This window comes from Chryseobacterium oleae, assembly GCF_900115055.1.
GTDB lineage: Bacteria > Bacteroidota > Bacteroidia > Flavobacteriales > Weeksellaceae > Chryseobacterium > Chryseobacterium oleae.
Genome location: NZ_FOVD01000012.1, coordinates 17,473 through 29,837, shown reverse-complemented (window position 1 = coordinate 29,837; position 12,365 = coordinate 17,473). Strand labels below are relative to the sequence as shown.

Sequence of the window (12,365 nt, the reverse complement as noted above, 5' to 3'; positions counted from 1 at the left end):
TAGATCAAACAGCTTTCATCGTGGAAGCTGTTTTTTTTTATTTAATTCTAATGATGTAAAACCTCTTTAATAATGATAAAGAAGCAGGAATAATCGGCTTTTCCATTTATAATAACTATAGGCAGTATGCTTATTTTGAATCTGAAATCCTCTCATATATTCCTTACCTTAGATCCTTCTTAAATTTTTAATTAGAATTCATTTTTATGGAAAAAAGGAATATAAAAAATACCGATCTGTCTGTAGCACCTGTTAATTTTGGCGGGAATGTTTTTGGATGGACCCTTGATGAAAAACAGTCTTTTGATATATTGGATCAGTTCACAGAGGCCGGGTTCAATTTTATAGACACCGCAGATACTTACTCATGGTGGGTGAACGGAAGAGGAGGTCAGTCTGAGGAAATCATCGGAAAGTGGATGAAAAGCCGTGGGAACCGTCAAAATATCGTCTTAGCGACAAAAGTAGGATCAGAAACAAAGGAGCATAGTTTTGATATCAGCAAAAAACATATCCTGAAATCGGTTGATGAGTCGTTACAGAGGCTTCAGACCGATCATATTGACCTTTATTATACGCATTTTGATGATCATACGACTCCGGTAGAGGAAACACTTTCTGCTTATGACGAGATCATTAAAGCCGGAAAAGTACGGTATATTGCGGCTTCCAATCTTTCTCCCGAGCGTCTCAAAGCATCCTTTGAAGCGGCGGAAAAGAATAATCTTCCCAAATATGTGGCATTGCAGCCTCATTATAATTTAATGGAAAGAGAAGGTTTTGAAAAAAACTATGCTCCGCTGGTAGAAGAATTTGATCTGAGCGTCTTTCCCTATTGGTCATTAGCTGCAGGTTTTCTTACCGGAAAATACCGTACAGAAGCTGATCTGGGTAAAAGTCAGAGAGGTGAAGGCGTAAGAAAATACCTGAATGATAAAGGGCTTGAAGTATTAAAAGCTTTGGATCAGGTGAGTGAAAAGCATCAGACGACACAGGGAACAGCTGCATTGGCTTGGCTTTTGGCTAATCCTCTGATCACAGCACCGATCGTTAGCGCAACCAGTGCCTCCCAGCTGGATACTTTATTTAAGGCTCCGAAACTAATTCTTGACCAGGAAGATATAGAACTTCTTAATCAGGCTGGTAAGTGATTTTTTTCTCAGAAACTTTATTTTAACTCAATAGAAAGATCCGTTCGGTACATACTGAGCGGGTTTTTTGTTAGTAAAGATAAAAAGGTTGATAATCATGATGTACTTCCAAGTATCCAGATAAACATTCTGATAAACATAAACATCTGGAAAATCCGAGAGATCTGCGGGAGATTATTTTTAAACCATTAAGATCAATGAAGGGAGTAAGTTTAGTTAAGAAAAATCAAATGATTTTTTAAGCCATGCTTTTTTATCCTAACGTTTAAGAAATCCTAAATTAAAAACTGCTGAGAATAACCAGCCACAACGTGGCGATTTAACTCAAGATAGGATGCAGTCCTATCAGAATCTAAAGTCACTCATAATATAACAGAATAAAAAAAGCGGCCTGAAAAGGCCGCTTTTGTGTTTTATGCTTTAAATATCAATGATTAAAATAATTCATTCAATACTTTTGCCAGTCTCAGTCCTCCGTAAAGAAGCTGTCTTTCAAGTGTATCATTGAATTTGTACTGATAATCGTATGATAATTTCGAATCATTTGGAGTCTGTGCGTAGATCTTGTTGGCGATTTTATGAGAATCGTACAACCAGTCTTCCAGTGTTCCGGTCTGAATCTGTGCTACTTCTTCTTTAGATTTGATGTCTAAAAGGTTAGCATATTCCGTATAGCTGTATTTCTGTGAATCTACCAGTTTCCCGTCCCATACAGAGTGAAGATTGGTTTTGTCTCCGAAATACGTTACATTGATTTTGTTTCCTCCAAGATCTTCTGCTCTTCCTACGTGAAGGGGCTGTGCAAGGTCTCCCATAATGTGAATAAGGAAAATCAGAGCGATTTTTCTGTCTTTTGCAGACGTTTTTTCGTCCTTGATCTGGCTTGATAACGTGTTCACCTGCGTATAAAGACTTGGACCTGCCTGCATTTTAAGGGTTTGGTCAAACGTTTTAAAATCAGCCATTGGATCTACGTTTACATAATGCCATGATGAAGCCTGCTTCCATGCACCAGTGGTATCAGATTTGATAAAATCCGGCCAGTTAGCCCAGTACGCAAGGCGTTCTTTACCCATTATTTTTTTGATCTCTCTTCTTGCTTTGCCCGACAGATGGTTTTCAGCGATCTCCGCGATCACACGGTGTCCCGTTAATCCCCATGCATAAGAATAAAGTGAAGATGAAATGAATGCTAAAATCAGAATTTTAGAATAAATACTTTTCATTATAAATAACATTTTACAAGGTGCAAAGATACGTTCCGGTTTCCGAACCTGTATCAATTATGACCAATTTCTTGTCAAAGGGATGTTAATAAAAATTAATCTAAATAATAAAAGTTACGTATAAATTTCTATAAATTCCAGAATAAATGTATGTTTTGTATTGTAAATGCTTATCTCTCAATGATAACCTTTAATTTTTAAATATTCAGCCTTACAGCCTCTGTAGTGCAGTATTACCGTATTTTCACGGAATTTGTCACAGATAATTCCTTTTAATGCAGATAAATTAGTATTTTTAAAATAAAATTATGGCCAAATTATTTTTTCAAACTTATGAGATATATTATCTTTACAAGTCATAATCACAGGAAACACTATGTATGAGAATAATATTGTAGACATGTATTACAATAAACTGCAGACCGACTTCAAAGCGGAAGCTGTAGCGGTGAATCTTTTGAAGTATCAGCGGGCGGTAAGTAATATATTTATAGAACGGATCGGGATCAACGACCGTGCTTACCTGAAGGATATCAAAAGTATTTCGAGCAGTTATTTGGGATTTGATGAAGAAGTCTTCACCATAGAAACTTATAGAGAAGGCATTTATGACTATCTCCCGGAAGGACTATTCCATCCGCCGTCTTTGGGAGCTTCCAGAAAAAACGTAGATACCGTAGTCCGCGAAATCCGAAAGCAGAAGAAAGTAGAAGAGGATGCCCGGAAATTTTTCCGCCCTTTTGAGCTGGAGATCTTTTTTACAGAGATCAGTTCCCTGCTTAAGGAATCGGAATTTGATATTTCAAGCAGCACAGATACGCTTTTGGATACCGTGAGCGAGCTCTGGCCGCTTATTAAAATGCTTGATGAGCAGAGCGCTTATATTTTCATCTATATCCTGCCGTTTTTCCACCAGATCAGAGGGGATAAAAGGTGGTTTGAAAGATGCATGACCGCTTTTCTGCAGGTACCGGTAGAAGTAACCTTTGCACCGAATATCATCGACAGGATAGAAAGAAATGACGATTCTATGTTATTGGGGAATTCAAAATTAGGGGTTACCTATATTCCAAGCGGAAAACATATGGACGGACAGCGGAACTGGGTAGTCAACATAGGCCCGATTCCTTATGAGGATATGAAAAAGTATATTCCCGGAAGTCCGTTCAGAAATGTGCTTCAGGCTCTATATGATTATTTTCTTCCCGTAACGGTGGACGTGGAGGAAAATTTCATCACAGAGAAACTGGAATATTCATTCAGTCTGGAAGATGACGAAAGAAATGCCAGCCGTCTCGGATACTCTACATTCCTCTAAAATAATTTATTATATTTACAACAACTACCAACCAAGTATAAATTTGAAAAGAAACTAATGGAAATTTCTTCAGTAAAAGGTATTTTTTTAAGGTATATTTTAATGCCTTTAATCGCTGTGATCATGATGTTTATTCTGGGTATTATCAGAAGAAACAAGCCTGCTATCAAAATTAAGGTAATTATTATATACGTTCTTCTTTGCAGTTTATGCCTCGCGCTGCCGGGAATTTTCGGTTTTGCAGGGAATCTTTTTAACCCGTACTGGTACCTAATCGCACAGGTTTTTTACCTTATTTTCGGGATTATTCATGTCAATTTACTGCACAGATATTTCAGGAAGCACATTGATTCCGTAGGGATGAGTATCCTTTTTGAATCGATACTTTCTTTGACGTGTATTGCCTTCGGAGGATTTTTGTTTACCTTAATCTTTAACTGGATCAGCAAAGAAACAGGATATGCTGTAATGGCGGCAACAAGTATGGTGATTTTTGTTGTGCCTATGGTATTTTATTACTGCTATGTTCAGTTTATCAGTATTCCTTTTGATATCTATAAAACGTGGAGATATTCTCCGGATCAGAAACTTCCGGACTTTGAAGGTGCTGATTTCGACCGACTTATGGTATTGAATGTTGAATTGAGTAAAAACCTGGAAGATACAAACCGATTCAGGATCAAAGCTAAGACCTTACCGACGGGAGTGACTTTCGGAGACTGGTTTTATAGAGTAGTAGACGATTACAATCATAAAAATCCGAATTCCATCATTCATCTTTCGGATATAGAAAAAGAACCTTATTACTGGATTTTTTACACCAAAAAATCATTTTTCAGTTTTAGAAAATATATTGATTTCGACCAGGATATCTCTACGAACGGCATTTCAGAAAATGAAGTCGTGATCTGCAAAAGAGTTATCCAGCATGAGGAAGAAGGACTATTGAAAAAATCATAATCACAGAAAATTCAAAAAGTATTACATATGATACAGCCTATTAAACATTTTGCGATCAATTGGGTAGATGGGATGAAAGTTTCCCAGAGACACCTTAATGATCAGGATAATTTTTTAATCGATACGATCAGAGATTCCAGCTCGCTTGGGATCAACACATATAATTACGGGCTTCTGCCTATTTCTAACGAATTTACGGACAAAACTATTTTTGATGTCCATAATACGGCTACCAACGATGTACAGCTTGTTATCAAAAGATGCAGCGCTATCACAATGGCCGGCTACCGTATTGATTTAACGGATAGAAGAGTCAGTGTTAAATCTCTGGCCAGATCGATGAGCGAAGAGCAGGCAGATGGGGATTATTACATTCTGATCTCTGTGAATCCTTTCGATAAGGTACCTTTTGGAGATATTGATCCTGAAGAGATTCCACCCCGTCATCCAAGCGCACAGCCGAATCACCACATCGAACTGCTTCCTGTCACTTCACTGAACAGCAGCTATTCGGGAGGAAATTATCTGATCATCGGAAAAGTAGACCTGAAAGCCAATATCGCACAGGTAGATTCCAATTTTATCCCGCCGTGTACTTCTATTCAGAGTCATCCTGTTTTGCTGGATTATTACGGTAGCTATGCAAAATCTATAGGAAACCTTCAGCAGTACGCTTTTAAGATCATTCAGAAAGCATCCCATAAAAACCAGAATACAGCTCTGGCACAGAATGTAAAGTTCCTGTGTACCACTATGGTGAATACTTTTGGGGATATGTATTTCCAGTTCAGAAATATTATTCCATGGCAACCACCTGTATTTTTGATCGAGGCTTTTGCAAAACTAGCCCTTCATCTGTACAATTCTACCCAGCTTCTGGTACCTGCTGAACTGGAAGAAATGCTGAACTATAGCTTAGAGTGGAGTGAAATTGCACCTCATACTTTACTGAATCAGCTTTCTATCGTAGCAGAAACCAATTATGATCACCACAACTGTGGAGAGCCGTTATTGTACATTCAGCAGATGCTTCGCAGCTTAGAAATTATTTTCTCTAAACTAAGCGAACTTGATTACATCGGTCAGAGAAAAGAAAACATCATCGTTAACGAACAGGAAGTTTCTTCAAACACCAATCCGAAAAGAGGTTGGAGCGTTTTAGATTAATGGAAACATTTTAAAATATAAATCCCGGACGTTAATTTTCGGGATTTTTTATGTTTAAAAAGGTAGAACGAAACTGAAATACAAATCATCAATCAATTTTAAAACTAAGTAAAACATGGACCTAAATATCATCAGACAGGATACTATTGGCTGTACAGATAAACTATTTTTAAACAGTGCCGGTGGTTCACTGATGCCGGAAATTGTGGTTAAGACAATGACCGATTACATCTATCTGGAACAGCAATACGGAGCCTATGGAGCAGCTGACAGGAATGGAGAAAAGATTCGTCAGTTTTATGAAGCAGCGGCTCAACTGATTAATGCTAAGCCTGAGAATATGGCGTTTACAGTAAGTTCTACCGATGCCTATGCTAAAGCTTTATCGAGTATTCAGTTTGAAAATGGTGATGTTATTATTACAACGAATGACGATTATGTCTCTAATCAGATCGCATTTTTTTCATTACAAAAAAAATCTGGGGTTAAAGTAATCAGGGTTAAAAACCTTCCTGATCATGAACTCGAATTGGAAGATCTGGAAAATCTCGTTAAAAAGCATCATCCGAAACTTGTGGCGGTTACCCACATACCGACCAATTCCGGATTGATTCAGAATGTAGAAGGAGCGGGTGAGATCTGCCGTCGATATGATGTGCTGTATCTTGTGGATGCTTGTCAGTCGGTAGGACAGTTAGCAGTAGATGTCAACAAAATAGGCTGCGATTTTCTTACGGCTACAGGCCGGAAATTTATGCGAGGACCGCGAGGAACAGGGTTTTTATATGTTTCAGACCGAGTTTTAGAAAAGGATATGGCTCCCGTTTTTTTAGATATGAATGGCGCAGAATGGACGGAATTCAATGATTATAAACTCCTGAAAACAGCAAAAAGATTTGAGCATTGGGAAACTTCCATCAGCTCGATTCTGGGGTTTACCGAAGCTGTAAAATACGCGAATGGAATTGGCCTTCAGAATATTGAAATCTATACTAAAACTTTAGCAGAACAGCTAAGAATGGGTCTGCGGAACAATGGTTTTAGAGTATTGGATGAAGGACGGAATTTAGCAGCTATTGTTACCTTCTGTGCTTCTGACGGAAGTATTGACGGGATTTATAAAGCTTTGAAAGAGAATAACGTCTATTTCTCGGTAAGCAATAAAAGCAATGCCCTGATTGACTTTACATTGAAGAATCTGGATCGTGCTATTCGCCTGTCGCCGCATTATTTTAATACTTCCGAGGAAATTGAGGAAGTGGTGAGAATGCTGAACAAATAAGTCAAGGTGGCTTCGCGAGCCTCAGCCACCCAGCAATTTTTGAGTTAGCAGAACTAGAATAATCGCTCATTTCATAGCTTAAACGGAACATTGGTGACTGAGGCACTCGAAGCCACCAATGAACCTCTATTTCTTCACCAGGATTTTTTCAGTAGCCTTTCTGCTAAGGATTTCCTTTTTGTCCCCAATTTCTATCGTCATCGATTTATCAAAATCTTCAATTTTAATAACTTTTATTTTCGTATTCAGAAGCAGTTTTCTTTCATTCAGATAGCTTAGGAATCCGTCGTCCGAAAGGGTAACGGAAGCAAAAATGACAGTTTCTCCAAGTTTACAGGCACTTAGTTTCTGCAGATCCTGTGAAATAATATTCCCGTCTTTATCAGGAATAGGCTCTCCGTGCGGATCAAACTTAGGATAATCCAGGATTTCGTCCATTTTGTCAAAAAAGACCTGTGAATGAACGTGTTCCAGCTGTTCTGCAATCTCGTGGACATTTTCCCAGCCGAAGTTCATTTTTTTCACAAGGAACATTTCGGTAAGCCTGTGCTTACGAACTACCAGCGCGGCTTCCCGTTTTCCGCTTTCTGTAACTACCAGCGGCTTGTATGTTTCATAAACGACCCATTTTTTGTCGGCAAACTTCTTCATCATGTTATTCACACTCGGCATTTTTACGTTTAAAAATTTGCTGAGCTCATTGATCGTTACTTTCCCTTCATTGTCAACTAAATGAAACAAAGCCTTCAGATAATTTTCTTCTGTTAATGTTGTTCTCAAAATGTTAGATGATTTTCAGTACAAATCTAACAAAATATTATGTAAAATCTGCTCTTGTTATTTTAACTTTTTTTAATTTTACTCTATGAAATTTTCCTTTAAAAACGATTATTCCGAGGGGTGTCACCCGAATATTCTAGAAGCACTTATACAATCTAATTTGAATCAGCAGGCCGGATATGGCGAAGATGAATATTCTCTTCAGGCCAAAAAACTGATCAAAGAAAAAATTAAAAACGAGAATTCTGACGTTTATCTGGTTTCGGGTGGAACACAGGCGAATCTGATTGTGATCTCTTCAATCTTAAGGCCATATCAATGTGTGATTTCTGCCGCGCCGGGACATATTTTAAATAACGAAACAGGAGCTATTGAAGCAACAGGACATAAAGTTCTAAGCATTGAAACGCAGGATGGTAAACTGAGACCTTCGGACATTGTTCCGGTTCTGGAAAGCCATACTAATGTTCCGCATCAGGTTATGCCGAAGCTGGTGTATATTTCAAACTCTACAGAGTTAGGAACGGTTTATTTGGCTCAGGAACTGGAAGAGCTTTCAATATTTTGCCGTCAGAATGGGCTGTATCTGTTTATGGATGGTGCCAGATTAGGACATGGACTGACTTCTGAGATCAGTGACCTGACGCTGGAAAGAGTAGCGGAGCTGACTGATATTTTTTATTTGGGTGGAACGAAAAACGGAGCATTGATAGGAGAAGCTATTGTGATTAATCATAAAGATTTACAGCCGGATTTTGCCTTCAATATCAAACAGAAAGGGGCTTTGCTGGCTAAAGGACGTCTTTTGGGAATCCAGTTTATGGAACTGATGAAAGATGATTTGTATTTTGATCTCGCGAAACATGCCAATATTCAGGCCATGAAAATTAAAAATGCGATGAAAGAAAGGGGAATACAATTTCTTTCTGATACCTATACCAATCAGATTTTCCCGATTATCAGCAATGAACTGATTGAAATTCTATCGGAACACTTTGAATTCTACGTTTGGAAAAAGATAGACGAACAGTCTTCTGCCATCCGCCTTATTACCTCATGGAATACAGGTGATGAAGCGGTAGAACGTTTTATCGAAATGTTTCATGCTAAAATATAATGAGTTCACTGAATCTCAAAAAAAGTAATTAAATTTATGGCATAAAACACATTTATTCAATTACAAAATGAAAAAAAAGGCATTACTATTTTTAATGGCTGTATCAGGAATGAGTAGTCATATCATCGCTCAGAATCCTGCGATCAACCTGGTTACTGAACACTACACAACCTGGCTGACCGGCGAGAATGTGAATTATAATAATTTGTCCGTCAACGAACGCTATAACAGTTTTAAAAATGCAGGAACACAAGCATTGAACCTGTCTCAATATGATTTTATAAATCCCGGAAATATCTGGGATTTTTCCGTGGATGCAGATAAAAATGAATTTTTTAATATCACGGAGAAATCTTTGATCCGTCTTGTTTATCTGTATAAGATTAAAGGCTCTGCATCTTCGCCTAATCCGTATTATAACAGTTTTGCTTTAAAAGAAGATATATTAAAGATTTTCAAATATATTGAGGACAAAGGAGTTTCTGCATCTTCCAATTTTGAGTACGATATCATTATCGGAAATGAAGAAGTTATTACAAGCAGTCATGGGATAGCTTTAAGGTCTTCTGCCTACGCAACATCTATATTGCTGATGAAGAATGAGCTGAAAGCTGCCGGAAAATTCAATCATCATATGGGTGCTCTGAACGGGATCACCTATTTTTTGTCCCCGGAATTTCCTCACTTCAATTTTACCTATCCCGGATACAACAGTGATGTCATAAGAGCCTCCATACAACAAAGGTTTTGCTACGTATTGGCTCAGGAAGATTCTGAACCTTCCAGACTTAATAATATGACGCACTTAAAAAGTTTTATTAACAATGCATTACTAATTGCCAATGGATGGGCCGATAGTATAAAACCAGATTTCATTACCTTCCACCACAGAGGCGCTTATTCTAATTCTTATGGTTTGGATGCTCTTCATCAGGCATCTATTTTGAATAGAATGCTTAAAAATTCACCCTATGAATTATCTCCTGTAGCCCGACAGAATTTAAAAAAAGCAGTCTTGAACTACAGAACATTCAGTAAAGATTTTACTTTACCACAGGGGATTGCTGGGCGTTTTCCTTTCAGCACGGCTTCATATCATCTGTTAAGACCGGCGTTGGCTTATCTGTATATTGCCGATCCCGTGGACAATGAAGATGCAGGGAAAGAATTCATCAGACTATGGAATATCTCCGGAAATGCCAATAACCGGTTGATAAGAGAAAATACGGTAAGCATCAATGTGATTCATAGCCTAGGAGGAATGCAGGATATGCAGAATACAATGAGTTCAGGTCTGACACCTTCGGCAGAACTGGCTTCCGGACATTTCGGATTCCCGTATGCAGGCCTCAGTGTTCATAAATTTAACGGTTGGCAAATCAGTGTAAAAGGAACAAGTAAACACATCTGGCATTTTGAAAGCGGCGGGGACGAAAACAGGTTGGGGGCCTATACATCAGCAGGTGCTACCGAAATTCTTACTCAGGGACATTCTTTCCTAAGTAATGATGTGGCTCTTTTATATAACGGCTGGGATTGGAGTCACGTTCCAGGGACTACAGTAGCTCATGTTCCGTTCAGCATTCTGGGGAACTATGCAATGCGCTTAATGAATGGCAAAAATTTCCTTGGGCATGCCAACATTGATAAAACAAATGGCGTTTTTGCTATAGACTATAAAGATGCTAACTCATCAACAGGAATGACAGCGCTTAAAAGTTACTTTTTCTTTGGAGATAAAATATTATGTCTGGGGTCCGATATTAAAGATGTGGGAGGAAACTATCCAATTCATACTACTATATTTCAGACTCCTATATCCGGCACAACTAATACAAGCATCATTAATGGAGCCGTAATTTCAGGTAATAACAATACATTTAACGCTAACAGTGGTGGATTATGGGCCACAGACTCTTATGGGAACGGTTATGTGGTGCCAAATAACACCTATAATGGCAATCAGATTACGATAAACAGAAGCAGCCAGACCTCTCCTAACCATGCCAATACGACCAGTACAACGGGGGATTTTACAAAAGCGTTTATTAACCATGGAACAGGTCCGCAGGCTTCAACCTATCAGTACGCGATCCAATTGCAGGGAGGAGCTTCTACTGAAAATTTCTTTACGAACTTCAGCAATTTTTTCTCGGTCTTAAAACAGGATGCTCAGGCTCACGTAGCCCTTTATAATCCGCAATCTACTTATAATTACGTGATATGGGATGCAGCCACCACTTTTAATTATGATGTCGTGGAAAAATCGAGTAAACCGGCGATTATTATGACTCAGAAAAGCAATAACAATACAGCATTAAAGATCAGTCTTACCAATCCAAGTTTGGGTTTGCTGGCTGATAACGAATCTTATACGTATTCTCAGATAAGCAGTGTAGCCTCCAGGTTCCACAGGGTTCCCCAAAGTGAAACAGTGACGGTCCGGCTTTCCGGTTTATGGGAGTTGGCTGTTCCCAATCCTGATGTCAGCTTACAGATTGCCGGTGGGTCTACTGAACTTTCTTTTATAACTAAGAATGGTTTTACGGTACAGGCGTCTTTAAAACAGTCATCTACCTTATCAGCAGCATCTGCAAAAACAGAATCAAAATATCAGATATATCCGAATCCTACGACTGATATTGTGCACATTATTACACGTGATAAAGTGTCTCAGATTAATGTTTATGATCATTTGCAAAGAAATATGGATCAGGAAATTGTTTATAAAGTTGTAAGAAATAAAGCAACTGTTAATCTCAAAAATCTTCCATCAGGAATATATTTCATAAAAATAGGGACTGAGTCTTTTAAAATTTTGAAAAAATAAATGAGGCACAATCATCTGTGCAAATCTCTGCAATCCGTGTTTTACTAAGCGAATAAATGATTGATTGACACAAAAATAAATGCTATTCCGGAATTGAAACAGCATTTATTTTTTAAATTGACAGTGATTATTGGTCTTCAGTCAGTATTTTTTTAATTCCCGCAATCACCTCGCTTTCAAACTTTTTCACCTTCTGTTTTTTCATCATCATATAAATGCCGATTGGAAAACAGAAAATAAGGTAAAGAACTGCTGAGTCCAGGCAGGTTTCCGTGCTTACTTTTCCTATTTCAGGATTCGTTGTAATTTTCACGTTTCCGGTTAGAGTAAATCCGCTGGTTCTTACCTGAAGTGCTCCAAAACCGGTCTGAATTTTATATTGAGGAAAAGTCTTCTTTAAACGCTCTATAAATTCACTTTTTGAAAATGGCTGAAATTGAAAATGCTGCATAATACTACTTTATTGTTGTTTCTAGTGAGACACTTTTATAGCAAATACTATGCAGAATATATCAAATGACGGAGAATAATTGA

General features: G+C 38.1%; 10 protein-coding genes. 7 read left to right on the top strand and 3 right to left on the bottom strand.

Annotation, left to right across the window (positions count from 1 at the left end):
* Positions 1-206: 206 nt before the first annotated feature.
* The gene (locus BM143_RS23410) at positions 207-1,151 is read left to right on the top strand and encodes an aldo/keto reductase (protein ID WP_090027762.1); all 945 of its coding nucleotides are present in this window, start codon (positions 207-209) and stop codon (positions 1,149-1,151) included.
* A 434-nt stretch (positions 1,152-1,585) separates the two neighbouring features.
* Here the strand turns inward: BM143_RS23410 and BM143_RS23405 are convergent, their stop codons facing one another.
* Complete coding sequence (locus BM143_RS23405) at positions 1,586-2,377, bottom strand: S1/P1 nuclease (RefSeq protein WP_047455284.1); 792 nt, start codon at positions 2,375-2,377, stop codon at positions 1,586-1,588.
* A 400-nt stretch (positions 2,378-2,777) separates the two neighbouring features.
* Here BM143_RS23405 and BM143_RS23400 point away from each other — a divergent pair, with 400 nt between their 5' ends.
* The 4 genes from BM143_RS23400 (at position 2,778) to BM143_RS23385 (ending at position 7,104) form a co-directional block, all read left to right on the top strand.
* A complete protein-coding gene (locus BM143_RS23400; protein WP_228430953.1) occupies positions 2,778-3,695 on the top strand; it encodes a type VI secretion system baseplate subunit TssG in 918 nt (305 codons plus the stop codon).
* A 57-nt stretch (positions 3,696-3,752) separates the two neighbouring features.
* Positions 3,753-4,655: a TssN family type VI secretion system protein gene (locus BM143_RS23395; protein WP_090027758.1), complete on the top strand. Its 903-nt coding sequence runs from the start codon at positions 3,753-3,755 to the stop codon at positions 4,653-4,655.
* 27 nt (positions 4,656-4,682) lie between these two features.
* Complete coding sequence (locus BM143_RS23390; RefSeq protein WP_034725537.1) at positions 4,683-5,822, top strand: hypothetical protein; 1,140 nt, start codon at positions 4,683-4,685, stop codon at positions 5,820-5,822.
* A 115-nt stretch (positions 5,823-5,937) separates the two neighbouring features.
* Complete coding sequence (locus tag BM143_RS23385) at positions 5,938-7,104, top strand: aminotransferase class V-fold PLP-dependent enzyme (RefSeq protein WP_090027756.1); 1,167 nt, start codon at positions 5,938-5,940, stop codon at positions 7,102-7,104.
* Between the two features lie 126 nt (positions 7,105-7,230).
* On the opposite strand, the gene BM143_RS23380 is transcribed toward BM143_RS23385, so the two are convergent.
* A complete protein-coding gene (locus tag BM143_RS23380) occupies positions 7,231-7,884 on the bottom strand; it encodes a metal-dependent transcriptional regulator (protein ID WP_034725539.1) in 654 nt (217 codons plus the stop codon).
* A gap of 85 nt (positions 7,885-7,969) precedes the next feature.
* On the opposite strand from BM143_RS23380, the gene BM143_RS23375 reads away from it, so the two are divergent.
* The gene (locus BM143_RS23375) at positions 7,970-9,001 is read left to right on the top strand and encodes a threonine aldolase family protein (RefSeq protein ID WP_090027754.1); all 1,032 of its coding nucleotides are present in this window, start codon (positions 7,970-7,972) and stop codon (positions 8,999-9,001) included.
* Positions 9,002-9,068: 67 nt separating this feature from the next.
* Positions 9,069-11,831: a polysaccharide lyase family 8 super-sandwich domain-containing protein gene (locus tag BM143_RS23370; protein ID WP_090027753.1), complete on the top strand. Its 2,763-nt coding sequence runs from the start codon at positions 9,069-9,071 to the stop codon at positions 11,829-11,831.
* 127 nt (positions 11,832-11,958) lie between these two features.
* Here BM143_RS23370 and BM143_RS23365 read toward each other — a convergent pair whose 3' ends face one another.
* Entirely contained in the window at positions 11,959-12,282 is a 324-nt protein-coding gene (locus BM143_RS23365; RefSeq protein ID WP_090027751.1) for a hypothetical protein, read from the bottom strand.
* Positions 12,283-12,365 lie beyond the last annotated feature (83 nt).

Excerpts from the sequence above, each read along its gene's own strand:
- BM143_RS23410 (WP_090027762.1), top strand. The coding sequence starts at position 207 with ATGGAAAAAAGGAATATAAAAAATACCGATCTGTCTGTAGCACCTGTT.
- BM143_RS23405 (WP_047455284.1), bottom strand. The coding sequence starts at position 2,377 with ATGAAAAGTATTTATTCTAAAATTCTGATTTTAGCATTCATTTCATCT.
- BM143_RS23400 (WP_228430953.1), top strand. The coding sequence starts at position 2,778 with ATGTATTACAATAAACTGCAGACCGACTTCAAAGCGGAAGCTGTAGCG.
- BM143_RS23395 (WP_090027758.1), top strand. The coding sequence starts at position 3,753 with ATGGAAATTTCTTCAGTAAAAGGTATTTTTTTAAGGTATATTTTAATG.
- BM143_RS23390 (WP_034725537.1), top strand. The coding sequence starts at position 4,683 with ATGATACAGCCTATTAAACATTTTGCGATCAATTGGGTAGATGGGATG.
- BM143_RS23385 (WP_090027756.1), top strand. The coding sequence starts at position 5,938 with ATGGACCTAAATATCATCAGACAGGATACTATTGGCTGTACAGATAAA.
- BM143_RS23375 (WP_090027754.1), top strand. The coding sequence starts at position 7,970 with ATGAAATTTTCCTTTAAAAACGATTATTCCGAGGGGTGTCACCCGAAT.
- BM143_RS23370 (WP_090027753.1), top strand. The coding sequence starts at position 9,069 with ATGAAAAAAAAGGCATTACTATTTTTAATGGCTGTATCAGGAATGAGT.
- BM143_RS23365 (WP_090027751.1), bottom strand. The coding sequence starts at position 12,282 with ATGCAGCATTTTCAATTTCAGCCATTTTCAAAAAGTGAATTTATAGAG.